Annotated in this window: 25 protein-coding genes; 13 read left to right on the top strand and 12 right to left on the bottom strand. The window is 72.9% G+C overall.

Going from position 1 to position 26331, the window contains the following annotated elements:
- Positions 1–197: 197 nt before the first annotated feature.
- The 3 genes from ACIRVK_RS38200 to ACIRVK_RS38190 all read right to left on the bottom strand — a co-directional run bounded on the left by ACIRVK_RS38200 (position 198) and on the right by ACIRVK_RS38190 (position 5442).
- Positions 198–1115: a hypothetical protein gene (locus ACIRVK_RS38200; protein WP_404255503.1), complete on the bottom strand. Its 918-nt coding sequence runs from the start codon at positions 1113–1115 to the stop codon at positions 198–200.
- A 160-nt stretch (positions 1116–1275) separates the two neighbouring features.
- Entirely contained in the window at positions 1276–4401 is a 3126-nt protein-coding gene (locus ACIRVK_RS38195; RefSeq protein WP_404255501.1) for a sacsin N-terminal ATP-binding-like domain-containing protein, read from the bottom strand.
- 114 nt (positions 4402–4515) lie between these two features.
- On the bottom strand, positions 4516–5442 hold the full coding sequence (locus ACIRVK_RS38190) for a DUF3027 domain-containing protein (protein WP_404255499.1): 927 nt from the start codon (positions 5440–5442) through the stop codon (positions 4516–4518).
- A 358-nt stretch (positions 5443–5800) separates the two neighbouring features.
- Between ACIRVK_RS38190 and ACIRVK_RS38185 the strand changes: the two genes are divergently transcribed.
- The 4 genes from ACIRVK_RS38185 (at position 5801) to ACIRVK_RS38170 (ending at position 9348) form a co-directional block, all read left to right on the top strand.
- Complete coding sequence (locus tag ACIRVK_RS38185) at positions 5801–7225, top strand: MFS transporter (protein WP_404255497.1); 1425 nt, start codon at positions 5801–5803, stop codon at positions 7223–7225.
- A gap of 101 nt (positions 7226–7326) precedes the next feature.
- Complete coding sequence (locus ACIRVK_RS38180) at positions 7327–7839, top strand: DUF2771 domain-containing protein (protein WP_404255495.1); 513 nt, start codon at positions 7327–7329, stop codon at positions 7837–7839.
- Positions 7840–7862: 23 nt separating this feature from the next.
- Positions 7863–8501 (top strand): futalosine hydrolase, encoded by a 639-nt coding sequence (locus ACIRVK_RS38175; protein ID WP_404255493.1) that lies wholly within the window; start codon positions 7863–7865, stop codon positions 8499–8501.
- On the top strand, positions 8491–9348 hold the full coding sequence (locus ACIRVK_RS38170; protein ID WP_404255491.1) for a 1,4-dihydroxy-6-naphthoate synthase: 858 nt from the start codon (positions 8491–8493) through the stop codon (positions 9346–9348). The genes ACIRVK_RS38175 and ACIRVK_RS38170 overlap by 11 nt, the downstream gene beginning before the upstream one ends.
- A 121-nt stretch (positions 9349–9469) precedes the next feature.
- On the opposite strand, the gene ACIRVK_RS38165 is transcribed toward ACIRVK_RS38170, so the two are convergent.
- Positions 9470–9853 carry a cold-shock protein gene (locus tag ACIRVK_RS38165; protein WP_404255489.1) on the bottom strand — a complete coding sequence of 128 codons (384 nt, stop codon included), beginning with the start codon at positions 9851–9853 and terminating at the stop codon, positions 9470–9472.
- Positions 9854–10017: 164 nt separating this feature from the next.
- On the opposite strand from ACIRVK_RS38165, the gene ACIRVK_RS38160 reads away from it, so the two are divergent.
- Positions 10018–10266 (top strand): hypothetical protein, encoded by a 249-nt coding sequence (locus tag ACIRVK_RS38160; protein WP_404255487.1) that lies wholly within the window; start codon positions 10018–10020, stop codon positions 10264–10266.
- Here the strand turns inward: ACIRVK_RS38160 and ACIRVK_RS38155 are convergent.
- Positions 10245–10886 (bottom strand): HAD family hydrolase, encoded by a 642-nt coding sequence (locus tag ACIRVK_RS38155; RefSeq protein WP_404255485.1) that lies wholly within the window; start codon positions 10884–10886, stop codon positions 10245–10247. The two genes, ACIRVK_RS38160 and ACIRVK_RS38155, sit on opposite strands and share 22 nt — an antisense overlap.
- A 70-nt stretch (positions 10887–10956) precedes the next feature.
- Entirely contained in the window at positions 10957–11940 is a 984-nt protein-coding gene (locus tag ACIRVK_RS38150; RefSeq protein WP_404255483.1) for a hypothetical protein, read from the bottom strand.
- A 130-nt stretch (positions 11941–12070) separates the two neighbouring features.
- On the opposite strand from ACIRVK_RS38150, the gene ACIRVK_RS38145 reads away from it, so the two are divergent.
- The 3 genes from ACIRVK_RS38145 to ACIRVK_RS38135 all read left to right on the top strand — a co-directional run bounded on the left by ACIRVK_RS38145 (position 12071) and on the right by ACIRVK_RS38135 (position 17333).
- Positions 12071–14590, top strand: coding sequence for a helicase-associated domain-containing protein (locus tag ACIRVK_RS38145; protein WP_404255481.1), 2520 nt, complete (start codon positions 12071–12073; stop codon positions 14588–14590).
- Positions 14591–14722: 132 nt separating this feature from the next.
- On the top strand, positions 14723–15622 hold the full coding sequence (locus ACIRVK_RS38140; protein ID WP_404255479.1) for a UTP--glucose-1-phosphate uridylyltransferase: 900 nt from the start codon (positions 14723–14725) through the stop codon (positions 15620–15622).
- A 67-nt stretch (positions 15623–15689) separates the two neighbouring features.
- On the top strand, positions 15690–17333 hold the full coding sequence (locus ACIRVK_RS38135) for a DNA repair helicase XPB (RefSeq protein WP_404255477.1): 1644 nt from the start codon (positions 15690–15692) through the stop codon (positions 17331–17333).
- Between the two features lie 10 nt (positions 17334–17343).
- On the opposite strand, the gene ACIRVK_RS38130 is transcribed toward ACIRVK_RS38135, so the two are convergent.
- Positions 17344–17526 (bottom strand): hypothetical protein, encoded by a 183-nt coding sequence (locus tag ACIRVK_RS38130; protein WP_404255475.1) that lies wholly within the window; start codon positions 17524–17526, stop codon positions 17344–17346.
- A gap of 287 nt (positions 17527–17813) precedes the next feature.
- On the opposite strand from ACIRVK_RS38130, the gene ACIRVK_RS38125 reads away from it, so the two are divergent.
- Positions 17814–19868 (top strand): HelD family protein, encoded by a 2055-nt coding sequence (locus ACIRVK_RS38125; RefSeq protein WP_404255473.1) that lies wholly within the window; start codon positions 17814–17816, stop codon positions 19866–19868.
- A gap of 15 nt (positions 19869–19883) precedes the next feature.
- Here ACIRVK_RS38125 and ACIRVK_RS38120 read toward each other — a convergent pair whose 3' ends face one another.
- The 3 genes from ACIRVK_RS38120 to ACIRVK_RS38110 all read right to left on the bottom strand — a co-directional run bounded on the left by ACIRVK_RS38120 (position 19884) and on the right by ACIRVK_RS38110 (position 21835).
- Positions 19884–20318 carry a VOC family protein gene (locus ACIRVK_RS38120; RefSeq protein WP_404255471.1) on the bottom strand — a complete coding sequence of 145 codons (435 nt, stop codon included), beginning with the start codon at positions 20316–20318 and terminating at the stop codon, positions 19884–19886.
- 34 nt (positions 20319–20352) lie between these two features.
- Positions 20353–21069, bottom strand: a complete 717-nt coding sequence (locus tag ACIRVK_RS38115; RefSeq protein ID WP_404255469.1) for a copper homeostasis protein CutC — start codon at positions 21067–21069, stop codon at positions 20353–20355.
- 97 nt (positions 21070–21166) lie between these two features.
- Positions 21167–21835, bottom strand: coding sequence for a maleylpyruvate isomerase family mycothiol-dependent enzyme (locus ACIRVK_RS38110; RefSeq protein ID WP_404255467.1), 669 nt, complete (start codon positions 21833–21835; stop codon positions 21167–21169).
- A gap of 46 nt (positions 21836–21881) precedes the next feature.
- Between ACIRVK_RS38110 and ACIRVK_RS38105 the strand changes: the two genes are divergently transcribed.
- The gene (locus ACIRVK_RS38105; protein ID WP_404255465.1) at positions 21882–22544 is read left to right on the top strand and encodes a hypothetical protein; all 663 of its coding nucleotides are present in this window, start codon (positions 21882–21884) and stop codon (positions 22542–22544) included.
- A gap of 10 nt (positions 22545–22554) precedes the next feature.
- Complete coding sequence (locus tag ACIRVK_RS38100) at positions 22555–23625, top strand: GNAT family N-acetyltransferase (protein WP_404255463.1); 1071 nt, start codon at positions 22555–22557, stop codon at positions 23623–23625.
- Here ACIRVK_RS38100 and ACIRVK_RS38095 read toward each other — a convergent pair.
- Positions 23607–23885 carry a DUF4031 domain-containing protein gene (locus ACIRVK_RS38095; RefSeq protein WP_404255461.1) on the bottom strand — a complete coding sequence of 93 codons (279 nt, stop codon included), beginning with the start codon at positions 23883–23885 and terminating at the stop codon, positions 23607–23609. The two genes, ACIRVK_RS38100 and ACIRVK_RS38095, sit on opposite strands and share 19 nt — an antisense overlap.
- Positions 23882–24277: a hypothetical protein gene (locus tag ACIRVK_RS38090; protein ID WP_404255459.1), complete on the bottom strand. Its 396-nt coding sequence runs from the start codon at positions 24275–24277 to the stop codon at positions 23882–23884. The genes ACIRVK_RS38095 and ACIRVK_RS38090 overlap by 4 nt, the downstream gene beginning before the upstream one ends.
- Positions 24278–24332: 55 nt before the next feature.
- Between ACIRVK_RS38090 and ACIRVK_RS38085 the strand changes: the two genes are divergently transcribed.
- Together ACIRVK_RS38085 and murQ are read left to right on the top strand one after the other, a co-directional pair.
- A complete protein-coding gene (locus tag ACIRVK_RS38085; protein WP_404255457.1) occupies positions 24333–25265 on the top strand; it encodes a MurR/RpiR family transcriptional regulator in 933 nt (310 codons plus the stop codon).
- A 28-nt stretch (positions 25266–25293) separates the two neighbouring features.
- Complete coding sequence (gene murQ / locus ACIRVK_RS38080) at positions 25294–26229, top strand: N-acetylmuramic acid 6-phosphate etherase (protein WP_404255455.1); 936 nt, start codon at positions 25294–25296, stop codon at positions 26227–26229.
- The last annotated feature ends 102 nt before the right edge of the window (positions 26230–26331 follow it).

The raw sequence follows: 26331 nt of genomic DNA, 5'->3' as shown, positions 1-26331 counted from the left end.
CGCCGTTGATGGACCGGGCGTACTCGGGCTTTCGGGCGGTGCGGCGAGTGGGGGGTACCCCCTCTGGGGGAGCGTGCCGGGCGTCGCGCGGCAGGCGTCGCTTTCGCAACAGGCCCTAGGGTCCTGACTGGAGTTTCCCGTCGTCTGCCCGAAGGGCGCGGCAGACGGGGAACTCCAGACAGGGCCTAGTGCCGCGACTACTGGACGTCGACGTAGTCACCCGCGGCGTTGACCGCCGGGGTCGTCGAGGTACCCGCGAAGGAGTACCGGAAGAAGCCGTCGACGGTGGCCGTGGTGGTGGTCTTCAGGTTGCCCGTGGAGTCCGTCTTGATGGTCTTCAGGGTGGTGTAGGTGCTGGAGTTCTTCTTACGGAACTGCAGCTTCACGGGCTGACCGGCGTAGCCCGCGTACTTGCTGGTCTCCCAGTTGGCGCGGGCCAGCTTGCCGGTGACCGTGATGGTCTTGCCCTTCTTGACCGGCTCCGGCGCGGCGTTGACCGTCAGCTTCGACAGACGCTGGAGCCGGGGGGTGGCGACGTTGTCCTTCGTGGCGACACCGACGTTGTCCAGGTTCGGGTTGTTCGGGTCCTCACCGTTGAACGCGACCGCGAAGGCGGCCGCCTTCCACGATCCGGCCTGCGAGTTCAGCAGCCTCGACGGGTCGAGCGTGACGGTGGCCGTGCAGTTGGCGGCTGTGGCGGAGGTGTCGGTGCACTTCGCGTTGCTGCTGTCGATCCAGTCGTCCGAGTTCGCGAAGTCCGCGCCGCGGTACACCTCGACCGCGGAGACGAAGTCGGCCGCGTGGATGTCGACGTCGTTACCGTGCGTCAGCGTGAAGGTGACCGGCGCCTTCACGACGGCAGCGGCGCCGACGACGATGTCCCCGCCCTTGTTGATCTTGATGTTCGAGAAGGTGGCGTTCAGCTCGTACGGGGTACCGGTCGCGGCGGCGGCGCTGAACGCGGCCTTGCCGGACGACGCGGTGTGGGCGGCCTTGTCGGCGGCGGCGACACCCACGGGAGCCTTCGAGCCGTCGGCGGCCAGAGCGGCGGGCGCGACGAAGGCGGACAGGGCCAGGGCGCCGGTGACGGCGGCCACGGTGGCACGAATGCGCATGCGTTTCCCCATGGTGGGAGAGGGGCCCGGCAGTGACGTCCCCCGTCCTGCCGGGGCCAGAGTGATCAGGGAGTCTGTTGACTCGGGTGATCAGATCCGTGACGGTAAGGAATGGTTGTACGAGCGTGAAGAATTCGTGCGGAGTTTTTCTGGAACGAGCTCAGTCGAACCAGCGGTCCCGGGCCAGTTCCTCCGTGCGGGACGGGTCCTCCAGGAGGGCTGCCACCTCGAAGCGGCGGGGCCATTGGCCCGCTGCCCAGGCGAGGCCCGCGGCGACGCCTTCCAGGGTGGCCGCGTGCAGGATGCCGTCCGTGGTCAGGCGCCAGTCCAGGTCGGTGCCGTCGACGACCAACTCCTCGTGTTCGACGTAGGTCGTGGGGGTGCCGGGGCCCAGCAGGACCCGTACCGCGTCCGGGACGTCGTGTTCCGTGCCCTCCGAGTCGACCGAGCCGGGGACTGACTCGCTCAGGCGTCGTACCTGGAACAGTTCCGCCAGTTCGGCGGCGCGGGCCGGGCGGACCGGCAGCAGCGGGGTGCCGCCGGTGAAGGGCAGCAGGTCCGGGGAGTCGACGACCACCGCGTCGGCCGCGTCCACGACCTCCACGCGGCCGTCGACCACGGCCCGCAACTCGTCGGGGAGGGTGACCTGTTCGGGGTCGAGGTCCGCCAGGGCGCCGTAGAGGGCGTGGAGTTGGGCGCCGGTGACGTGGCGGTCGGGGTCGGCGAGGCGGTCGAGGAGTTCGGCAGCGCCGCCCGGTTCGTCGAGCAGGGCGGCGACGGAGGTGCGGACGCCCAGCGCCCGCAGCACCTGCTCGTCCTCGAAGCCGGTGGCGTCCGCCTCGTCGTACAGGCCGCGCAGGAGCGGGTCGCCGCCGGAGGCCAGCAGGCCCGCCGGGCGGCGGCCGTCCAGGACCGGGTGACCGCGCAGCCACCAGGCCGTGTAGGGGCGGACGACGTCGTGCGTGCCGTCGGGGAGCAGGACGCGGACCGGCTGGGTCAGCGCGTCGCGCAGGGGCGGTTGGGCGAGCAGGGCCAGGGCCTGCGGCCACTTGTCGTCGTCGACCAGGTCCAGGTCGCGTACGGCGATCAGTTCCGTGGCCACCGGCGGCACCGGCGAGTCGGGGAAGCGGTCCAGGACGTCCTCGCTCCACACGTCGACGGCGTCCAGCAGCCCGGCGTCGTCCGGCTCGGCGAAGTCGCCCTCGCGGGGCTCCAGTTCGTCGGGGTCGAGGACGACGTCCGTGGCCCGGACGAGGGCGAAGGTGGCCAGCACCCCGCAGGCGGCCAGCGGTTCCTGGCCCCACTTGTCCGCCAACTCGGCGTCGACCGTGGCGAGTTCGCCTTCGCGCATGACCTGGTGGAAGGGGCTGCCGGGGAAGACCAGTTCACCGGCGGGAGCGAGCTCCCCGTCCTCGTCGGGGAGGGCGAGGGCGCCGAGCCACGGCTCGTCCCCCGGCTCGAGCCCCGCGTCCCGCACCAGTCCCAGCACCGTGTCCGCCAACTCCTCGGCGTCCGGCGCGTCCTGCTCCCAGTCCAGCCCGCCCTCGTCGTCGAGCGAGGCGGCGACCGCGGCGCGGACCTGCGGGGTGGTCAGGACGGCGCGGGGCGTCGCGGGCAGCGCGCCCAGCTTCTCCAGAAGGGGGTGGGCCGCGTCCGGGTGGGCGACCTTCAGGCCGAGGCGCGCCAGCACCTCGGGGTCGATACGGGACCCGTCCGCCGTGGGCAGCAGCACCTGGCGGGGACCGATGGTCGTACGGCCGTCGGCCAGCGGTACGGGCAGCCCGGACAGCCGGTCCGGGTCGACCCCGGCGAGGCTGTCGTACAGCCGCCGCCACCAGCCGGGGTCCTTCTCCAGCCCGGCGAGCCGGTCCACGGCGTCGGTGAGCGGGAGCCGGGCGACGCCCAGGGTCCGCAGCTCCACCCGCCGTTCGAGCCCGGCGGGAAGGAGCGTCGGCAGGACTTCCGCCAGCACCCGCACCGTGTCCGCGCCGGCGCCCTCGACGATCTCGGCGTCCCGCGGGCGGAGCGATTCGGGGAGGTCCGCGTCGTCGCCGGGTTCGACGGCCGGCGGCAGGAAGGAGGTCCGCGGGAGCCGTTCGAGGATCGCCGCGCGCAGGGCGCCGTCCAGCTCGCCCTTCCCCAGGGGACCCGGCACCAGGCCGATGATCCCCTCCGTCACCGGCCGCCACTCGGCGAGCAGGTCGGCGTAGGCGTCGGCCGCACGCTGGACGAGGAAGTCGGTCAGCGGGCCCGGGGCCGTGTGGCGGCGGGTGGTGTCCAGCGGGAAGGACCCGATGAGCAGGGCCGGGACGCCCAGCGGCTCGTCGCTCGGCGTCGGGGCGTGGAGGACGGGGCTGGTACGGGGGTGCGCGGGGCTGCTGTCGGTGGCGTGGACCGGGACGGCCCAGGTGAGCGACCAGTGCGGGCGCAGACGTTCCTCCACCGGGCGGTCGGCCAGCAGGTCCGGGGTGAGCGGGCCGTGCGCGGAGACGGTGCGCCAGTGCGTGGTCTCGCCCCGCGAGTCGTCCACGACGGTGAAGGAACCGTTGACGCGACGGCTGAGGGTGCGCGGGCTGTCGCCGTTGATCTCGACGACGACCTCTTCGAGGCCCGGCAGGGCGAGGAGCAGGGCGTCGTCGATCGCGCCGAGCAGCCGCTCCGCGAGGTCGGTGGCGGCGGCGTCACGCAACGGCAGGATGACGACGGTGTCGTACGGGTCCGGCGCCGATCCCTCCGCCGCGAACGGCAGCCGCAGCAGCGGGACATGGCCGTCCCGGCGCCGGATCTCGTCCCCGAGCCCGGGGCTGTGCCGCGCCGTGTCGGCGGCCAGCTCCCGCGCCTCGGCGAGCGACCAGCGCACGCCCCCGTGCCGGCCCACGACCGCGGGCTCGTCGGTGACGGCGAGCACGGCCGCGAAGCCGACGCCGAACCGTCCGACGGCGCCCTCGACCGTGTCCCGCTTGGCGGAGGCGCGGAGCGTGGCGAGGGACTCGACGCCGGCCGCGTCGAGCGGCGCACCGGTGTTGGCGGCGGCAAGGACGCCGTCGCGGAGGGTGAGACGCAGCCGGCCGGGAACACCGGCCCGGGCCGCCGCGTCCGCCGCGTTCTGCGCGAGCTCGACGACGAGACGGTCCCGGTAGCCACCGAGGACGAGGTCCTCCTCGGCGTTGGCGTCCTCCCGGAACCGGGCGGGGCTGGTGGCCCAGGCGTCGAGCACACCCCGCCTCAGGCGGGCGGTGCCGAAGGGGTCCGCTCCCTCGGGGGCCGGCCGCACGAACTTGCTCACGTTCACTCTCCTCGTCGACGTCGGCACGAAGGTACCGCGAGGAGAGGGGCCGGTAGTCCAGTGGCTCCGCGCCGCGTACGGCACGGAGTTGGACCACACCCGGGGATGAGGGCTCTACGAGTGCCCCAGCTCCGCCGTGTCCTCGTCCGCCACCGCCGGCACCGAACCGGAGTCCGGCGACGGACGCAGCGGGAACGGGTCGACGCGGGTCTCGTCGATCACCGGGGGCGGCGGCACGGGCGGCTTCGGCATGACCGCGGCCTCCGAGTGGCCGCCGCAGCCGTACGCGAGCGAGACCACATGACCGTCCGCCGGGGAGAACTCGTTGGCGCAGACGCCGAAGGCCTGACCGAGGGAGCCGCCGATGGGCTGGAGGAAGCCGCAGCTGACGCAGGTCGCGGGGGCCGCCTGCGCCATGGGCGTCTTCGCGCCGTAGGACTCCTCCCAGCGGTCCGCGGCGACGTGCAGGCCGTAGCGGGACAGGACGCGCGCGCGGCGCATGCCCAGTTCCTCCGCCACCGCGGCGATGGAACCCCTGGTCGGGACGGCGGGCAGGTTCGCGGGGGTGCCGGCGGTGACCTCGGCGTCCTCCGCCTCGACCAGTTCCGCCATCTCCTCGGAGACGGCCGCGTTCGGCAGCGGTTCGTCCTCGCCGGCGTAACCGGGCTCCAGACGCAGGTCCTCGGCGTCGGTCGGCAGCAGGTCGCCGGGGCCCATGTCGCCGGGGCGCAGCCGCTCGCTCCACGGAACCCATTCGGGGGCCAGCAGGGCGTCCGGGCCGGGGAGCAGGACCACCTCGTCCAGGGTGACGATCTTCGCGCGGGAGGCGCGGGCCACCGTCACCGCCCAGCGCCAGCCCCGGTACCCGAGTTCCTTGCACTCGAAGAAGTGCGTGACAACGCGGTCACCCTCGGTCTCCAGGCCCACGTGCTCGCCGACCACGCCGGGCGCGGCCGCCTCCTCCGCCGCGGCGCGGGCGAGGTCGACGGCCTCGGCACACAGGCGGTCTGGGGTGCGGCTTCGCGTTGTCGCTGCGCTCACAGGTATCGCTTCTCTCCTACGCCGTCACTCGGGTGCGCCGGCCTGAAGGCGGCGGGCCAGGACGGAGCGGACCGAAGGGCCGCGTCGACGTCCGTGCCCGATCGCGCTCGGGCGCACCTCATGCACCCATTCTGCGGGATGGCCGAGAGGCGCGCGGCCGAGAGCGTTCGCCACGACGCGCTACGCACGCTACCTTCTCGCGACCGCTCGGCCTACACCGACGGGACGTTTGGCCCCCTCCACTTGGCACTCGTGCCCTCTCCCCTTGGCACTCGTGCTGCCCGCCGGCCCGACAAGTACACGTCCGTACGCGCGGTAACCGCACTACCGGAGGCGTTCTCGGGGCACTATGAACGTCGTGGCAGCCGCAAGGACGCCCCAAGGAGCCACCAGGGCGGGTGGCACCAAGGGCAGCAGGCTTGGTGGCGGTTCGGGCCGGTTCGGCGGGTCCGTCCGCGCGGTCGGCCGTGCGCTGCACTTCCCGGTGACCGGCGCGGCCCGCGGCATCCGCAAGGCCACGCACGCGCACGGCGCCGGCGAGTCCGGCCTCGGCAAGCTGATCGAACTGCACGCCGTGAACGGCGCGGGCGACTTGATGATCACCATCGCCCTCGCCTCCACCGTCTTCTTCTCCGTGCCGACGGACGAGGCGCGCGGCCGGGTCGCGCTCTACCTCGCCATCACCATGGCACCGTTCACCGTCCTCGCCCCGGTCATCGGCCCACTCCTGGACAAGCTCCCGCACGGCCGCCGCGCCGCCATGGCCGGTTCCATGCTCGCCCGCGCCCTGCTCGCGCTGATCATCGCGGGCGCCGTCGCCACCGGCAGCCTGGAGCTGTATCCGGCGGCGCTCGGCGTGCTGGTCGCCTCGAAGGCGTACGGCGTGGTCAGAAGCGCCGTCGTGCCCCGCCTGCTGCCGCCCCGCTTCTCCCTCGTGAAGGCCAACTCGCGGGTCACCCTCGGCGGGCTCCTCGCCACCGGGGCCGCGGCGCCGATCGGGGCGGGCCTGCACGCGATCGGACCGCGCTGGCCGCTGTACGGGGCCTTCGTGCTCTACATCTGGGGCACGTTCCTGTCGTTCACGCTCGCGCCGAAGGTCGACTCCGCCAAGGGCGAGGACGTGGCGCTGCTGGCCGCGGACGAGGACCATCTGCACGGCCCGCACCGCCAGTCGGCCAAGCGCCCCGGCCTCAGGACCGTCGGCATCGCGGTCACGCACGCGCTCGGCGCGAACGCCGCCCTGCGCTGGCTGTCCGGGTTCCTCACCTTCTTCCTCGCCTTCCTGCTGCGCGAACACCCCCTCACCGGCCAGAGCGCCGCCGTCTCCCTCGGCCTGGTCGCCGTCTCGGCGGGCGCCGGCAACGCGCTCGGTACGGCGGTCGGGGCGTGGCTGCGCTCCCGGGCGCCGGAGATCATCATCGTGACGGTCCTGGCGATCGTGCTGGGCGCCGCGATCACGGCCGCGATCTTCTTCGGCGCGTTCCTGGTGGCGTGCCTCACCGCCACCACCGGCTTCTGCCTGGCCCTCGCCAAGCTGTCCCTGGACGCGCTGATCCAGCGGGACGTGCCCGAGTCGGTGCGCACCTCGGCGTTCGCCCGCTCGGAGACGATGCTGCAGATGGCCTGGGTGCTGGGCGGCGCGATCGGCATCGTGATGCCGCTCAACGGCACGGCCGGCCTGTGCCTGGCCGCCGCCGTGCTCGCCCTCGGCTGGGCGACGACGTCCCGCGGGCTGCTGAGCTCGGCACGGCACGGCGGCGCGGCCAAGCCCCGCGTGGCGTGACGTCGTGGGAACCCCGCGTGGCGTAACGCCGTGGCCTGACACACAGCCACACCGGCCCCCACGTAAAGAGGCTGTAGGACCCGCCCTATAGCCTTTCCGCCATGACCTCGATGCCACGCGGCGGAGCCGCAGATGTTTACGCCGCTGCGCGACGCCGTCGCGCCGTCGCCGTCGTCGGCGCCGTCTCCGCCGGCCTGCTCGTCCTGTCGGCCTGTGACAAGCCGACCCCGCGTTCCACGGTCACCGTCGGCCGCTCCTCCGTCAGCGAGGAGGCCACGTGCGGCGGTGAGGGCAAGACCCTGCAGACCGCGGACCTCACGACGTGCCTGAAGGACACGCACATCCAGTCCATCAAGGTCGACCCCGACGACACGGTCCGCCTCGGCGTCGACCCGGCGATCGCCGACAAGCGCTGGACGATCCTGATGAACGGCCAGCCCCTCACCGAGGACAGCAACAAGACCTACCGCACCGTCCCGGGCAGCGTCTTCTTCAACGCCCAGTACGGCGCCCAGGGCGACTCCACCCTGGTCACCATCAAGGCCGGCGACGGCAAGAAGAGCGGCAGCAACGTGACCGGCCTGTGGTCCTTCAAGTTCAAGAAGGCGGGCTGACCACGTCCCCGGTACGCGTCCTCGTGGCCACCGCGGTCCCGGCCGAACGGGACGCGGTGGCCCAGGCCCTCTCGGGCTCCACCCACACCGTGATCGCCGCCGGGGTGGGCCCCGCCCTCGCCGCCGCGGCCACCGCCACGGCCCTCACCACCGCCGCCGTACCTTATGACCTGGTCGTCTCCGCCGGGATCGGCGGCGGCTTCCAGCCCGAGGCCCCCGTCGGCTCGCTCGTCGTCGCCGACGAGATCACCGTGGCCGACCTGGGCGCCGAGACACCGGCCGGGTTCGTCCCGGTGACGGAACTGGGCTTCGGAACCGTAAGCCACCGTCCACCGAATGCACTCGTACGAGACCTCGCGAACGCGACCGGCGCCCGCACCGGAGCCGTACTCACCGTCTCCACGGTGACCGGCACCGCCGAACGCGCCGCCGAGCTCCGCGCCCGCCACCCCCGTGCCCTCGTCGAGGCCATGGAGGGCTTCGGGGTGGCGGAGGCGGCCGCGCTCCACCACCTCCCCGTGCTGGAGATCCGCGCGGTCTCGAACCCCGTCGGGCCCCGCGACCGCGCCGCCTGGCGCATCGCCGACGCCCTCGCGGCCCTGACCGAGGGGTTCGGGAAGCTCGCGCCCGTCCTGGAAGGTTGGACCCCACATGACCAGTGACCCGGCACACCCCCTGCGGATCGCCTACTCACCCTGCCCGAACGACACCTTCGTCTTCGACGCCCTCGCCCACGGCCGCGTCCCCGGCGCCCCCGCGCTGGAGGTGACCTTCGCGGACATCGACATCACCAACGGCATGGCCGAGCGCGGCGAACTCGACGTCCTGAAGGTGTCGTACGCCGTCCTGCCGTACGTCCTCGAGGAGTACGCCCTGCTGCCGTGCGGCGGCGCGCTGGGCCGAGGCTGCGGCCCCCTGGTGCTCACGCGCGGGACCGGCGCCGACCTGACCGGCCGCACGGTCGCCGTCCCCAGCGAGAAGTCCACGGCCTACCTGCTGTTCCGGCTGTGGGTGGCGGACAGCGTCCCGGGCGGGGTGGGCGAGATCGTCGTCATGCCCTTCCACGAGATCATGCCGGCCGTACGGGACGGGAAGGTCGACGCCGGGCTCGTCATCCACGAGGCGCGCTTCACCTACCAGAACTACGGGCTCCACAAGCTGGCCGACCTCGGCGAGTACTGGGAGAACACCACGGGTCTGCCGATCCCGCTCGGCGCGATCATCGCGAAGCGGTCGCTGGGCCCGCAGACCCTGACCCGCCTCTCCGACTCGATCCGCACCTCGGTGCGGGCCGCCTGGGACGACCCCGAGGTGTCCCGGCCCTACGTCATGGAACACGCCCAGGAGATGGACCCGGCCGTCGCGGACCAGCACATCGGCCTGTACGTCAACGAGTTCACCGCCGACCTGGGCGAGGACGGCTACGCGGCGATCCGGGGCCTGCTGACCCGAGCGGCAGCGGAGGGCCTGGTACCGGCCCTGGGCCCGGAGGCGCTGGCGTTCCCCTGACGCACCCGCTCACCGATCCCCTTCTGCCGGACCCAGGTGTGCGCTCGGCGGACGGGGCCGGGTGCAAGGCCCCGCCGCCGGGTTCGGTGCGTACGTCGTTCACCTCGGCCGTTCCACGGCCCTACACGTCGAGCTGGTCCGCGACCGCGCGCAGCAGGCCGGCGATCTTCTTGCCGGCGGTCTTCTCCGGGTAGCGGCCCCGCTCGAGCATCGGCGTGATGTTCTCGAGAAGGGTCGTCAGATCCTGCACGATCGAGGCCAGTTCGTCCGGCTTCTTGCGGGTGGCGGCCGCGACCGAGGGCGTCGGGTCCAGAACGGTGACCGAAAGGGCCTGGTCACCGCGCTGCCCGGCGACCACTCCGAACTCCACTCGCTGTCCCGGCTTGAGTGTGTCTACTCCGGCGGGGAGGACCGAGGAATGGACGAAGACGTCACCGCCGTCGTCCCGGGAGAGAAAGCCGAAGCCCTTCTCGTTGTTGAACCACTTGACCTTGCCGGTAGGCACGTCTGTCCTCGTCCTCGTACTCGTCGGAAAACTGCTTCGGAAACGGCTCTTGATAGCACTGGGGCGGGTCGTCGCGGACCCGCCGGTACCAAGGCTAATGGTCGTCGGGCCGGTGACAAGACGTCCCCGGGTTGTTCCTTCGCGCTGGGAACTACCCTGGTCCCGTGCGTGACAAAACCCAACCGAATTCCACCGGACCCGGTGACCGACTGATCCGTGTCGGGGCCATCGTGTTCTTCCTCGGGGCTGTGGCCACGCTGGTCACCGTCGCTCCGCTGTTCCTGCACGCGAGGCCGTTTCCGACGTACATGTTCGGGCTGAGCATGCTCATGGGAGTCGGCTTCCTGATCGCCGGTGCCGGGGTGCTGCGGTCGATCGCGGCCGGGCGGCGTCAGGCGCGCGCGGGGCGGTAGCCGGACAGCCAGGCGGGGAACTCCATGAGGTCGGCCAGGACCACGTCCGCCCCGGCCGCCGTCAGTTCCTCGGTGCTGCAGGGGCCGGTCGCCACCGCCACCGACAGGGCGTCGGCCTTGCGGGCGCCCCGTACGTCGCCGACGTGGTCGCCGACGTAGACGGACGCCGTGTGCTCGCGCAGCGCCTCCGCCTTCTGCTCGGCCCACAGGTTGCCGATGACCTCGTCCGGGTGGATGCCGAGGTGCTCCAGGTGGAGTCTGGCGTTGGGCTCGTACTTCGCGGTGACGACGATCGCCCGGCCGCCGGCCGCCCGCACGGCGTCCATGGCCTCGCGCGCCCCGGTCATCGCGGTCGTCGCGGCTATGGCGAAGGTCGGGTACATCGAGCGGTACAGCTCCGCCATGGCCTCGAGACGGTCCTCGGGGAACCAGTTGATCAGCTCCTCCGCGAGCGGCGGACCGAGCCGGGTCACGGCCAGGTCGGCGTCGATGTACGTCCCGGTCCGCTCGGACAGTGCCTGATAGCAGGCCCGGATGCCGGGGCGGGAGTCGATGAGGGTCATGTCGAGGTCGAAGCCGACGGTGAGGGCGGGTGCGGTCGTGGAGGCCATATGGGCCATTGTGCCCAGCCGGGGGGAGGGGGAGTCGTCCGGCCGGTGTGACCTACAACTACGTCCTCCTCTCCGGTGGCTACCGCCGTCGTTGTGAGCGCCAGACCACGAACAGGGCCGACAGCACGGCCGCGCCCCGGACCACCCAGGGCCAGGTCTGGGAGATGGCGTCGTTCATGTGGCCCTGGGCGACGGGAGTGCCCCAGCGGCCGTCGTTGCGGCCCCACAGCCACACCAGGCCGGCCGTGACCGCGATCGACGGCATGCCGATGACCGCCCACTTCGACTCGTTGGTGGTGAGGCGGCGGGAGGCGTAGGCGATGGCCCAGCCGAACAGCAGGGCGAACCAGTTCCCGAGGATCGCGCCGGCCACGAGGAGGCCGGCGGCAATGAGGAGGAGGGGGTTGCTCCAGCGGGAGACGGGGAGGGAGAGCCGGCGGCGGGGGGTGGCGGAGGCGGGTGAGTCGGGTTCGGTGTCCGGGGTGGCCTCGACGGCCTTCTCCAGGGCCGGGGTCCGGGCCGGCTCGGGGTCCTGGGGGCGCGGTGGCCTGAGCAGGTCGGGGATCTCCACGCCGCCGACGAATCCCGTCGGCACGCTGTCGCCGAGCGGGGTGCTGCCGACCCGCCACCAGTCGGGCTGGGTGGCGCTCGTGCCGAGTTCCTGGGCGCTGGCGACGTGGGGCGGCGAGGGTGCGTCGGAAGGGGGATCGGGCTTTTCGGGGCGTGGGCGCGGTACCGTCCGGCGACGCAGGCTCCTGGGCAGGCGGTTGCCGTCGGCGGGTTCGTCGTCGCGCTGCACCGGGAGGTGGGTGGGGGTGGCCGGAGGTGCCTGGTCGCCGGCGCCGGCCGCCTTGACGACCTCGTCGGGGGTGCCGAGCCGGGAGATGATCCGGCGGACGGCGGCGGGGCTGTCGACGCTCGCCCTGGCCCGGTGCGCGTCGATCTCGTTGCGCAGCCGGGAGACCAGCCGCATGCGCGCGGCGGACGGCAACTGCCGTTGCTGTGCCACGTCGCCGACGCGGCTCAGATACTCGTAGACGACCTTGTCGCTCTCGATACCCACGAAGTCCCTCCGGGAGGGGCGCCGTTGAAACCCCGTCCGACGACGGTACCGCGCAGGTCGGGGTCGCGGTGCTGGTGCGGGCCCCGTTCACGGGGGCCGGGCGGGCCGGGAGTGCCTTACCGTGGGTCGGATGAGTGACCCGGCCACACCGCCCCGCTCCCTCGCCGAGGCCCTGCGCCAGCGGGACGACGCCTCTCTGGCGGCGCTGCTGCGTGCCCGCCCCGATCTCATCACGCCCGTCCCGACCGATCTGACCCAGCTCGCCACGCGGGCGGGTACGCGCGCGAGTGTCGTGCGGGCCCTGGAGCGGCTGGACCGGTTCGCGTTGCAGACGGCGGAGGCGCTGGCGGTCGCGGCGGACCCGGCGTCGTACGGGGAGTTGCTGGGGCTGATGACGGGTGACGCGGGGGATCCGGCGGTCGCGGCGGCGCTCCCCCGGGCTGTGGGCACGTTGCGCGAGCAGGCGCTCGTGTGGGGCGACGACGAGCGGTTGCGGCTGGTGCGTACGGCCCGTGAGCTGCTCGCGCCGTCTCCGCAGCATCCGTCTCCGACGGGGCTCGGGCCGACGGTGCGGGAGGCGACGGCCGGGATGTCGCCGGGGCGGATCCAGGAGATCGTGACAGCGGCCGGGCTGCCCTCGACCCATGACTCGGTCTCGGCGGTGGCCGCGCTGGGCGAGCTGTTCGGTGACCGTGAGCGGATGGCGGCGCTGCTCGCCGGGCTTCCGGAGGAGTCGCGGGAGGTGCTGGCGCGGTTGGTGTGGGGGCCGCCGTACGGGCAGGTCACGGCGGAGCCGGCGGCCCATCTGCGGCGGTTGCTGGACCGTGGGCTGCTGCTGCCGACGGCGCCCGGCACGGTCGTCCTGCCGCGGGAGGTGGCGCTGCATCTGCGGGGCGGCCGGGCGCACCGCGCGGTCGAAGCGCTCCCGCCCGCGCTGGAGCCGGCGGCCGTGCACCGTCCACAGGTTGTGGACGCGACGGCGGCGGGGCAGGCGTACACGGCGCTGGCGATGGTGGAGGAGCTGCTGAAGGACTGGCACGAGGGCGGTCCTGCGGTGCTGCGGGCCGGTGGGCTGAGCGTGCGGGATCTGAAGCGGACGGCGGTCGCGCTCGACGTGGCGGAGCCGGTCGCCGCGTTCTGGGTCGAACTCGCTTATGCGGCCGGGTTGTTGGCCTCGGACGGTGAGGCGGACGAGCGGTTCGCGGCGACCCCGGCGTACGACGAGTGGCTGGAGCAGCCGGCCGCGCGGCGCTGGACGCGGCTGACGGAGGCGTGGCTGACGGCGACGCGGACGGCGGGGCTGGTCGGGGGGCGGGACGCGAAGGACCGTACGTTGTCGGCGCTCGGGCCCGGTCTCGACCGGTCGGCCGCGCCGGAGGTACGGCACCGGGTGCTGACGTTGCTGGCCGGCTTGCCGGAGGGCACCGCGCCGTCCGCCGACTCGGTGCTGGCCCGCCTTCGCTGGGAGCGTCCGCTGCGCGGGCCCCAGCAGGACGACGACCTGCGGGGCCGGCTGGCCCGCTGGGCCCTGTCGGAGGCCGAGATGCTGGGCGTGACGGGGCGGGGCGCGCTGTCGGCGCACGGGCGGGCGCTGCTGGGGGCGCGGGCCGCCGCCGCGCAGGAGGCCCCGCCGGCGGCGGAGGGGCCCGGTGACAAGCTGCCGTTCCACCATGTGCCGGTCGCGGTGGAGCCGTTGTCCGCAGTGGAGCAGGCGTCGGCGTCCGCCGCCGCGGCCCGGCTGCTGGCTCCGCTGCTGCCCGAGCCGTTGGACCACGTGCTGTTGCAGGCCGACCTGACGGCCGTGGCGCCGGGGCCGCTGCAGCGTCCGCTGGCGGACATGCTGGGGGTGCTGGCGGACGTGGAGTCGAAGGGCGGGGCGACGGTGTACCGGTTCACGCCGGGGTCGGTGCGCCGGGCCCTGGACGCCGGGCGGACCGCGTCCGACCTGCACGCGTTCCTCGCCGCGCACTCGCGCACGCCGGTTCCGCAGCCGCTCGCGTACCTGATCGACGACGTGGCGCGCCGGCACGGGCATCTGCGGGTGGGAGCGGCCTCGGCGTACGTGCGCTGCGACGACGACGCCCTGCTCAACGAGATCATGGCGGACCGGCGTGCCGCCGCCCTGCGGCTGCGCCGGCTCGCGCCCACGGTGCTGGCCACGCAGGCCGACCCGGCGACGCTCCTGGAGGGGCTGCGGGCGATGGGCTTCGCGCCGGCCGCCGAGTCGGCGGAGGGTGACGTGCTGATCGCCCGCGCGGACGCCCACCGCACCCCGCCGCGCACGGCTCCGGCACCGGTGCCGGACGGTCCGCCGACGCCGGACGCGACCCTGCTGGCGGCGGCGATCCGCGCCGTACGGGCCGGGGACCTGGCGTCCACGACTCCCCGCAAGCAGGCGCCGCTGGGGAGCGGGGAGCTGCCCCGCACCAGCCCCGCGGAGACCCTGGCCACCATGCAGGCCGCCGTCCTGACCGGGGAGGCGCTGTGGATCGGCTACGTCAACGCGGAGGGCGCCGCCAGCCAGCGGGTCATCGCCCCGATCCGGGTCGAGGGCGGCTTCGTGACGGCGTACGACCACACGGCGGACGAGGTGCGGACGTATCCGCTGCACCGGGTGACCGGGGTGGCGGAGCTGGCCGACGAAGGCTGAGGCGAGAGCTGAGGGTGGGTTCTGGGTCCGGTCCCTTCCCCTCAGCGCAGCGGCCTGTCCGGAACTGTTCACCCGGGGCTTCCGGCGCGGGCTCGCGGGCAACGTTCTAAGACATTCGACGAAGGGGGCCCCATGGCCACGACGATCCGCCGCGCAGTCATCCCCGCCGCCGGGCTGGGCTCCCGCCTGTTGCCGCTGACGAAGGCGATCCCGAAGGAGATGCTGCCGGTCGGCGACAAACCCGTGGTAGAGCACACCGTGCGGGAGCTGGTGGCGTCCGGCATCACGGACATCACGATCGTCGTGTCGGGCGGCAAGGGCCTGATCCAGGACCATTTCCGGCCGAATCCGGCGCTGGTGGCCCAGTTGCGGTCCGACGGCAAGACGGCCTACGCGGACGCGGTGGAGGAGGTCGGCGAGCTGTCCCGGCTCGGTCACATCACCTACCTCGACCAGCACGGCCCGTACGGCAACGGCACGCCCGTCCTGAACGCGGCCCGCAACATCGGCGACGAGCCGGTCCTCGTCCTGTGGCCGGACGACGTGTTCGTGGCCGACGTCCCCCGCGCCCAGCAGCTGATCCGCGCCTACGAGGCGACCAGTTGCCCGGTGCTCGCGCTGCTGCCGATGGATCCGGCCGACTCCCAGCGCTACGGCGTCCCGCGTGTCAAGGAGGACCTCGGCGACGGCCTGCTGCGGATCACGGGCCTGGTCGAGAAGCCCAAGCCGCAGGACGCGCCCTCCGCGTACGCGGCGATCGGCGGCTATGTGATCACGCCGGGCATCGTCGAGGAGCTGCGCCGGCAGACCAGGGCCTGGTACGAGCACCGGACGGGCGAGATCTACCTCACCGACGCCATCAACGCCTACGCCGCCACCAAGGCGGTCTACGGCCAGGTCATCCAGGGCCGCTGGTACGACACCGGCAACCCGCTCGCCTACCTGACCGCGCAGTTCGCCGCCGCGCTCGCCGACCCGGAGTACGGGCCGCATCTGCGGCGGCTGGCGGAGCTGGACGAGCACCGTCCCTGATCGTCGGCGGTTGGGGCACACTGGACGTTCGGCCGGTGAGGCCGGCCGAAGGGAGAGGGTGCCCCGCGTGAATGGTCCGCTGATCGTCCAGTCCGACAAGACGCTGCTGCTCGAGGTCGACCACGAGCAGGCCGACGCGTGCCGCCGGGCCATCGCGCCGTTCGCGGAGCTGGAGCGGGCGCCCGAGCACATCCACACCTACCGGGTGACGCCGCTCGGGCTGTGGAACGCGCGGGCGGCCGGGCACGACGCCGAGCAGGTCGTCGACGCGCTGGTGCAGTACAGCCGGTATCCGGTGCCGCACGCGCTGCTCGTCGACATCGCCGACACCATGGACCGGTACGGGCGGCTCACGCTGAGCAAGCACCCGGCGCACGGCCTGGTGCTGACCACCACCGACCGGCCGGTGCTGGAGGAGGTGCTGCGCTCGAAGCGGATCGCGCCGCTGGTGGGCAACCGGATCGACCCGGACACGGTCGCCGTGCACCCCTCCGAGCGCGGGCAGATCAAGCAGGTGCTGCTGAAGCTGGGCTGGCCGGCCGAGGACCTCGCAGGGTACGTGGACGGCGAAGCGCACCCGATCGAGCTGGCCGAGGACGGGTGGGCGCTGCGGCCGTACCAGAAGCAGGCCGTGGAGAACTTCTGGCACGGCGGGAGCGGGGTCGTGGTGCTGCCCTGCGGGGCGGGCAAGACGCTGGTCGGGGCCGGGTCGATGGCGCAGGCCAAGTCGACGACGCTGATCCTGGTCACGAACACCGTCTCGGCCCGGCAGTGGAAGCACGAGCTGGTGAAGCGGACCTCGCTGACCGAGGACGAGATCGGTGAGTACAGCGGCACGCGCAAGGAGATCCGGCCGGTCACCATCGCCACGTACCAGGTGCTGACGACGAAGCGGAAGGGTGTCTATCCGCATCTGGAGCTGTTCGACTCCCGGGACTGGGGTCTGATCGTCTACGACGAGGTGCATCTGCTGCCGGCTCCGGTGTTCAAGTTCACGGCGGACCTGCAGGCGCGGCGGCGGCTGGGGCTGACGGCGACCCTGGTGCGGGAGGACGGCCGGGAGTCGGACGTGTTCTCGCTGATCGGGCCCAAGCGGTTCGACGCCCCGTGGAAGGAGATCGAGGCGCAGGGCTACATCGCGCCGGCCGACTGCGTGGAGGTACGGGTCAACCTCACGGACTCCGAGCGGCTGGCGTACGCGACGGCCGAGCAGGAGGAGAAGTACCGCTTCTGTGCGACGACCGCGACCAAGCGGAAGGTCACGGAGGCGCTGGTGCGCCGTTTCGCCGGTCAGCAGATCCTCGTCATCGGGCAGTACATCGACCAGCTCGACGAGCTCGGCGAGCACCTGGACGCGCCCGTGATCAAGGGCGAGACGTCCAACGCGCAGCGCGAGAAGCTCTTCGACGCGTTCCGGGAGGGCGAGATCAGCGTGCTGGTGGTGTCGAAGGTGGCGAACTTCTCGATCGACCTGCCGGAGGCGACCGTCGCCATCCAGGTGTCGGGGACCTTCGGGTCGCGGCAGGAGGAGGCGCAGCGGCTGGGTCGGGTGCTGCGGCCCAAGGCCGACGGTCACCAGGCCCACTTCTACTCGGTGGTCGCCCGCGACACCATCGACCAGGACTTCGCGGCGCACCGCCAGCGGTTCCTGGCGGAGCAGGGGTACGCGTACCGGATCGTGGACGCGGACGAGATCCTCGCGGAGAGCTGAGCGGACGCCGTCACTTGCGGCGTACGCCCGCCTCCTCGCCGTACTCGCCGAGTATGACCACGTCGAAGGCGGCGCCCGCGAAGACGCGGATCGCGCGGAGGGCGTCACCGAGGCGGTGGGCGGGGTGGGAACCGGAGACGGGGGTCGCCCCGGACGGGCGACCGGGAGCTGGGTTGATGGTCGCTGCACTCATGTCTCCATGGTGGCTCACCAGGCATAAGGAGGGCATCGGTCCCAGGTCTGCATTTCCTGTGATACCTGGGTACAACTCGCCGGTGAGACGTCCACCGGCGGGTGGAGGGGTGATCCCCTAGGGGACTGCGGGCCCAGAGGGCGCGGCGGCGGGAAATCGGTTGGCGTCGGCACGCGCCGCTCGCCTACACTCTCCGCTCTTGCCCGCCTCCTCGCCGGAGTGCCGCCGACCGGACGGAAACCGGCCGGCTCGTCGCGACCACCCGCAGCACCTTCGGAGGCACCCCCGTGTCCACGCCGTCCACGCCCGTCGACGACGGTCCCCTCGCCCGCGAGCGGGCCCATCTCGCGTCCTCCCGTGCCGCGTTGCGCGCCATGCGCGAGGACGTGGAGTCGCTGGACATCCGCGACGTCACCGCGAACTGGGTCAACGCCGAGGTCCTGGCCCGGCAGATCGACGAGCGGATCAAGGCGCTGGCCGACCTCAGCGACACGCCGCTGTTCTTCGGCCGCCTCGACTACCTGCACGCCCCCGGCGCCGAGCAGGCCGAGGGCGCGGGGGGCGAGCGCTTCTACATCGGGCGCCGGCACGTGCACGACCACGACGGCGACCCCATGGTCATCGACTGGCGCGCGCCGGTCTCGCAGCCGTTCTACCGGGCCTCCAAGAAGGACCCGATGGACGTCGCGCTGCGCCGCCGCTTCGGCTACACCCGGGGCGACATCACGGCCTACGAGGACGAGCACCTCTCCGACCCGGCGGAGGCGGCCCGCACCAGCAAGCTGCTCCAGCAGGAGATCGAGCGTCCGCGCGTCGGCCCGATGCGGGACATCGTCGCCACCATCCAGCCCGAGCAGGACGAGATCGTCCGCAGCGGCCTGGGCGGCACGGTGTGCGTCCAGGGAGGGCCGGGGACGGGGAAGACGGCGGTCGGTCTGCACCGGGTCGCCTACCTCCTCTACGCCCACCGGGAACGTCTCGCCCGCACCGGGACGCTCGTCATCGGACCGAACCGGTCCTTCCTGCACTACATCGAGCAGGTGCTGCCCGCACTGGGCGAGTTGACGGTGCAGCAGGCGACGGTGGACGACCTGGTGGCGCACGTCGAGATCAAGGGCGAGGACGACGCGGCGGCCGCGATCATCAAGGGTGACGCGAGGATGGCGCAGGTGCTGCGCCGGGCCGTCTACTCCCATGTCACCCTGCCCACCGAGCCGGTCGTGGTGGTGCGCGGCTCCCGCCGCTGGCGTGTTCCGGCGTACGAACTCGAGGACATCGTCCGTGAGTTGCTGGAGCGGGGCATCCGCTACGGCGCCGCCCGCGAGGCCCTGCCGCAGCGCATCGCGCACGCCGTGCTGGTGCAGATGGAGCGCTCGGGCGAGGCGCCGGACGACCGGGTGCAGGACGCGGTGGCGCGCAACGCTGCGGTGAAGGCGGCGGTGAAGGAGGTCTGGCCGCCGGTCGACCCGGCGAAACTCGTCCTGCGCCTGCTGACGGACGCGGACTTCCTCGCCGAGCACGCGGACGGGATCCTCACCGACGAGGAGCAGAAGACGATCCTCTGGGCGAAGCCCGCCCGGTCGGTGAAGGCCGCCAAGTGGTCCTCGGCGGACGCGGTGCTGATCGACGAGGCGACGGATGTCGTCCGGCGCACTCACTCGCTCGGGCACGTGGTGCTCGACGAGGCGCAGGACCTGTCGCCGATGCAGTACCGGGCGGTCGGCCGCCGCTGCACCACCGGCTCGGCGACGGTCCTCGGCGACCTGGCGCAGGGCACCACGCCCTGGGCGACCGCGAGTTGGGAGGAGGCCCTGGCCCACCTCGGCAAGTCCGACGGGCTGATCGAGGAGCTGACGGCCGGTTTCCGCGTGCCCACGGACGTCATCACCTACGCCTCGCGCCTCCTCCCCCACATCGCCCCGGGTCTGACGCCGGTCGCGTCGGTGCGCGAGAACCCGGGCTTCTTCGCCCTGCGTCCCGTCACCGGCACCGGCGAAGTGGTCGCCGCCTGCCGGGAGTTGCTGGCCCGCGAGGGCTCGACGGGTCTGATCGCGGCGGACGCGCGCGTACCGGCGCTGGCCGAGGCCCTGACGGCGGCGGGCATCGGCCACCTGGCCCCCGGTGAGGAGACCACGGCCCAGACCCGCCTCACGCTGGTCCCGGCGTCCCTGGCGAAGGGCCTGGAGTACGACTACGTGGTCCTCGACGAGCCGCGCGCGGTGGTCGACGGGGAGCCGGACGAACGGACGGGACTGCGGCGGCTGTACGTGGCGCTGACGCGAGCGGTCTCGGGCCTGATCGTCACCCACGCGGCACCGCTGCCGGATCAGCTCGCCGTCTGAGGCGACCCGCAGGCGTCAGGCGGCGGCCGCGGCGACGCAGAACTCGTTGCCCTCGGGGTCGGCCATCACCACGTGGTGGCCCTCGAACTCCGCCAGGACGACCCCGCCCGCCGCGACCAGCCGCCCGGCCTCCGCCCTGATCCGCGCCCACCGCTCCTCGGCGCCGCCGTGCCCCGGCACCCGGATGTCGAGGTGCAGCCGGTTCTTCGCGGTCTTGGGCTCGGGAACCGTGAGGAGGGACAGCCGGGGCCCGACGCCGTCCGGGTCGCACAGCCAGGCGGCGTCGTCCTCGAACTCGCCCCCGTCCGGGTCGACCTGCGCGAGCCACTCCGCCCGGGTCGCGAAGGGAGCGGGCGGCGGCTCGTCGACGTAACCCAGCGCGGTCTTCCAGAACGCGGCGAGGAGCGGCGTGTCCGCGCAGTCGAGCGTCAGATCGATCCTGGCTGCCATACCGGGACCGTACCGCCGGCCTCCGACAGCGCGGCTACGACCGGACGAGTTCCGCGTCCCGCGGCAGGTCGAGTGACCGGCGCCATTCGCGCACCGCCGCCACCGACACCGGGGCGTCCCAGCCGCCCGGTCTCGCCGCGCCGCCGATGTGGAAGGCGTCGAGGCCGGCGGACCGCAGCCGCGGTACGTGGTCCAGACGGAGTCCGCCGCCGACCATGACCTGCTGGTCGTAGCCGCTCTCCCCGCGCCTGGCCGCCTCGGCCAGCAGGGTGGGGAGGCCGTCGTCCACCCCCGACGCGGACCCGGCCGTGAGGTAGGTGTCCAGGCCCGGCACGCCGTCCAACTGCTTGCGCAGCGCGTCCCGGTCCGCGGCCCGGTCGATGGCCCGGTGGAAGGTCCACCGGCAGCCGTCCAGCTCGCCCACGACCCGCTCGACCGCGCCGAGGTCGACACCGCCGTCCGCGTCCAGGAAGCCGAGCACGAACTCCTCGGCGCCCGCGTCCCGCAGCTCCCGCGCGGCCCGGACCACCCGCTCGACGTCACCCGCCGCGAAGCCGTCCGTCAGCCGGAGCATCACCCTCAGCGCGATGTCGACGGCGGCGCGGATCCCGGTGAAGGTGGCGGCCGACGGGGTGAGTCCGTCGGCCGCCATCTCGGTGACCAGTTCGAGGCGGTCCGCGCCTCCGGCCTGGGCGGCGACCGCGTCCTCGACGTCGAGGGCGATCACCTCCAGGACTGCACGCTTGCTCATGGGGCCCCATTCGTCGGTTGGCGGCGGTACGACTCTCGCACAGGTCTAGTCCAATTCAAAGACTACGCCCCGGCCACCGCCGCCCCGACGACACCCCTCAGCCGAAGATGTTCAGCTCCTCCGCCTCCACCCCGACCAGCTCGAAGTCAGCACCCTTCACCGACCGGCCCGAGTACAGCCGTACGAGGGTGGCGGCCCCGCCGATGAAACGGGCCGGCGTCCGCTCCCCGCTCACCTCGCCCAGCAGCAGCGGCTCGTCGACGTCGTCGAGGTCGGCGTGGAGCGGCACGTGGCCCTTCTCCCGGGTGACCCGGGCGAGGAGGGCGAGCGCGTCCGGCAGCCCGGCGCCCGCGTACGCACCAGGCTCCCCGAGCACGTCCCGCACGTCACCCGCGTGCACCCACTCCCCCAGCGCGACCCTGTCCAGCACACCCCCGGCCTTCGCGATCACCGGGCCCGCCTCGGTCATCCCGCGCTCCAGCTCGTCGACGACCTGCGCGTTCGTCCAGTCGGCGCGCTCGGCGATGTCCCGGTCGTTGGACTCGGGCGAGAAGACGCCCTTCTCGAAGCGGCGCTCCACCACGCGGATCAGCGCGGACGAACAGTGCGCCAGCACGTCCCGCACGCTCCAGCCGGGACACGCGAGCGTGGGCAGGGCGAAGTCGGCGTCGGGGCGGGAGCGCAGGAGAGGGACCAGCGCGTCGCGTTCGAGGGTCAGCAGGCGTCCGGGCAGGTCGGGGTCGCGTACCTCAGCAGCAGAAGTCATGACGTCCACGCTAGGGGCGCGGCCGGGATCACGGGAGAATGAGGGCATGGCCGATCTCGACGCCCTGCGCAGCCGCTGGTCCCGAGCCCTGGAGGGAGCCCGCGGCGCAACCGACGGTCCCGACCCGGTGCCGTACGCCGACAACCTGCTGGCCCGCTGGCAGGAGCCGCAGCGCAGGTACCACACGCTCACGCACCTCACCGCGGTCCTGGACCACATCGACGTCCTGGACAAGCACGCGGAGGACCCGGACGTCGTACGCCTGGCCGCGTGGTTCCACGACGCCGTCTACCTCCCCGACCGCTCCGAGAACGAGGAGCGGTCGGCGCGGCTGGCCGAGCGCGCCCTGCCGGAGGCCGGGGTGTCGCAGGAGAAGACCGCCGAGGTGGCCCGCCTGGTCCGTCTCACCGTCACCCACGACCCCGCCGACGACGACCACGACGGCCAGGTGCTGTGCGACGCCGACCTCGCGATCCTGGCCTCACCGCCATCCGCCTACGCGGCCTACACGGCCGCCGTCCGCGAGGAGTACCACTTCGTCCCGAACGACGCCTTCCGCACGGGCCGTTCCCGGATCCTGCGCCAACTCCTTGCCCTGCCACGGCTGTTCCGCACGCCGTACGGGGAGCGGACGTGGGAGGCCACCGCGCGTTACAACCTCGCCTCCGAGCTGGAAATGCTGTCGCTCCCGGACGGCGAGGCGCCCTAGCCTGCGGTACATGCGAAACGTGGGCGGGGATTACGTGACCGAGGCCGTCGCCGGCTGTGTCGAGGCGCTGCGGCCGGCCGTGGCGCGGGACTGGACGGAGGTGACGGCGGCCGGGCTGGACTGGACCGTGCACGAGACGGCGGCCCATGTCGCCGACGACCTCGTCGAATACGCCGCCAACCTGGCGGGACGTGCCGAGGACAGCTACTTCCCCTTCGAACTCAAGCTGCTTGACGAAGGCTCCGGAAACGCGGGCGTGTTGAGCGTCATCGAGGCGACCGGCGCCCTGCTCGCGGCGGCCGTCCGCACCGCGCCCCGCGAGGCCCGCGCCTTCCACCCGTACCCGTTCCGCAGCGCGAACCGCGAGGGCTTCGCGGCGATGGGCGTCGCGGAGGTGCTGCTGCACACGTTCGACATCGCGGGCGCGCTGGACCTGCCGTACGAACCGCCGTCCCATCTCCCCGAGTTCGTCCTCACCCGCCTCTTCCCACACGTCCAGCCGGGCGCCGACCACTGGCGCACCCTCCTGTGGGCCACCGGCCGCGGCGAACTCCCCGGCCGCCCGTCGGTCACCGAGTGGCGCTGGAACAACAACCTCGTCCACACCGCCGAACGCCTCACCCTCCAGGGCATCACGCCCGCCGCCGCCCGGGACCTGGTCATGGGCGGCGACGGCGGCTTCCTGTGGCTGGAGGGCGGCCCCTTCGAGGGCACCCGGGAGGCCGCGAGCTTCCTGCTCAAGGCGTACGAAGGGGGCGTGCACCGCCCGGAGTTCGGCGTCTTCGCCCTCGTGCGCACCGAGGACGGGCGGGCGGTCGGCGGGATGGGCTTCCACGGCATCCCGGACGAGGAGGGGCGCGTGGAGATCGGCTACGACCTGGTCGAGAGCGCCCGCGGCAACGGCTACGCGACAGAAGCCCTTCAGGCGCTCGCCGACTGGGCGTCCGCCCGCGAGGACGTCACCACCCTCTTCGCCACGATCGACCGCGACAACCTGCCCTCCCAGGCGGTCGTCACCCGCGCCGGGTTCCGCAGGGTGAGCGAGGACGAGGAGGGCCTCGCCTACGAACTGCCGCTCTGAGCACGCCCTTTGCGCCGCCGCAGCCCGGCCTCGTGCAGCAGCCGTATCACCTCGCGGCTGCTGACCTCCAGGGCACCGGCCGCCACCACCTCCGCGTACCGGTGGGAGGGAATGTCGTAGTGGTCGCGCTCGAAGGCGCGGCGGGGGACGCCCAACGCGTCGGCGAAGAGGCGCAGTTCTTCATAGGACACGTCACTGATCAGATGCGACCACATCCGTCCGTGACCCGGCCAGTTCGGCGGGTCGATGTACACGGTCACGAGGAGGGGACCCCGCCGGTCGCCGAGCCCAGTGACCCCACCGCCGCGACCTTCACGCCCGCCTTGTGGCACACCCAGTGCGGATCGGGCCCGAGTTCCGGCTCGACCTCCAGCGCGTGCGGGTCGCCGGAGCCGCAGACCGGGCACAGCGGCCAGCGGCCGTACGTCTCCAACAGGGCGTCCTGCACGTCCTGTGCCACCAGCCCGGCGACATAGGGCGCGCCCTCCGGCCACTGTTCGACCCACCAGCGCCGCTGCACGACGGACTCCTCGACCATCGAGACCACGTCCGCGGCGGCCACGTCGCCCGCGGCCAGGTCGTCGAGCACGAGAGCGCGTGCCGTGTGCAACGCCTGCTCCAGAGGGCTGACGGGGGTGCCGGAGGGATCCATGCACCCATTGTGCGCACTCTTGACGCCCACACCGAGCTGAAAATACCTTTCAGAGGTGACCCGGGAAGTGAAGGAAACCTTCGCCGGACGGGCAAGTGGGTACGCCCGGACCGGCCCGCCTCCGGCGCCCGCCGCCCTCGCCGCCAAGGTGCGCACCCTCGCGCCCTCCATGACCCGCTCCATGCAGCGCGTCGCCGAGGCCGTCGCGAGCGACCCGGCGGGCTGCGCGGCCCTGACGGTCACCGGTCTCGCCGAACTGACCGGCACCAGCGAGGCGACGGTCGTCCGCACCGCCCGGCTGCTCGGCTATCCCGGGTACCGCGACCTGCGCCTCGCCCTCGCCGGCCTGGCGGCGCAGCAGCAGTCGGGGCGGTCGCCCGCCATCACCACCGACATCGCCGTCGACGACCCGATCGCCGACGTGGTGGCGAAACTCGCCTACGACGAGCAGCAGACCCTCGCGGACACGGCGGCCGGCCTCGACACCGTGCAGTTGGGGGCGGCGGTGGCGGCGGCGACCGCCGCGCGTCGGATCGACGTGTACGGAGTGGGGGCGTCGGGGCTGGTCGCGCAGGACCTCGCGCAGAAGTTGCTGCGGATAGGGCTGATAGCCCACGCACACAGTGACCCGCACCTCGCGGTGACCAACGCGGTGCAGTTGCGCGGGGGCGACGTCGCCGTCGCGATCACGCACTCCGGATCGACCGGGGACGTCATCGAGCCGCTGCGGGTCGCCTTCGAACACGGGGCGACGACGGTGGCGATCACCGGACGCCCGGACGCCCCGGTGACACAGTACGCCGACCACGTCCTGACCACCTCCACAGCGCGGGAGAGCGAGCTGCGCCCGGCGGCGATGTCCTCCCGCACCAGTCAACTCCTGGTCGTGGACTGCCTGTTCGTAGGGGTGGCCCAGCGCACCTACGACACGGCGGCCCCCGCCCTGGCCTCCTCCTACGAGGCCCTGGCCCACCGGCACCGCCGCTAGACCGCACCTGGAACGTGAAAGAGCCCGCATGACCTCCGCCTCCCACCCCCGTGACCTGCGCGCCGAGTTGGACTCGCTGACCACCGAGGCCTTCCGTCCCGACCTCGCGGACATCGACCGGCTGCCCACCCTCGAGATCGCCCGGCTCATGAACGGCGAGGACACGACCGTTCCCGCCGCCGTGGCCGAACAGCTGCCCCGGATCGCCGCCGCCATCGACGCCGTCGCCGAGCGGATGGCCCGGGGCGGCCGGCTGATCTACGCCGGCGCGGGCACGGCCGGACGGCTCGGCGTCCTGGACGCCTCCGAATGCCCGCCCACTTTCAACACCGCCCCCGAGCAGGTGGTCGGAGTGATCGCAGGCGGCCCCTCCGCCCTGCTGACGTCCGTCGAAGGCGCCGAGGACTCCCCGGACCTCGCCCGCGCCGACCTGGACGCCCTCGCCCTCACCCCCGCCGACACGGTGGTCGGCATCTCCGCCTCCGGCCGCACGCCGTACGCCATCGTCGCGGTACGACACGCCCGCGCACTGGGCGCCTTGACGATCGGCCTGGCCTGCAACGCGGACAGCGCGCTGGCCGCCGCGGCGGACCACGGCATCGAGGTCGTCGTAGGCCCGGAGTTGCTGACCGGCTCCACCCGCCTCAAGGCCGGCACGGCACAGAAGCTGGTCCTCAACATGCTCTCGACGATCACGATGATCCGCCTCGGCAAGACGTACGGGAACCTGATGGTCGACGTCCGCGCCTCCAACGCCAAACTCCGCGCCCGCTCCCACCGCATCGTCACCCTCGCCACGGGCGCGACGGACGAGGAGACGGAACGAGCCCTCGCGGCGACGGACGGCGAGGTCAAGAACGCGATCCTGATGCTCCTCACGGGCGCGGACGCTGAGACCTCCGCCCGCCTGCTCGCCGGGTCGGCCGGCCACCTGCGGGCGGCGCTCGAAACCGCGGAAGGCTGAGGCTGCGGGCCTCGGCCATGAGACAGACGGTTTCACTCCATGCGGTGACCTGACCCCCATCACGCCAGTATGCTGTTTACGACATATAACGGTGCGTCGCAT

The sequence above is a fragment of the Streptomyces sp. NPDC101152 genome (assembly GCF_044768275.1).
In the GTDB taxonomy this organism is placed as follows: Bacteria; Actinomycetota; Actinomycetes; order Streptomycetales; family Streptomycetaceae; genus Streptomyces.
This window is presented reverse-complemented; position numbering and strand designations above follow the sequence as displayed.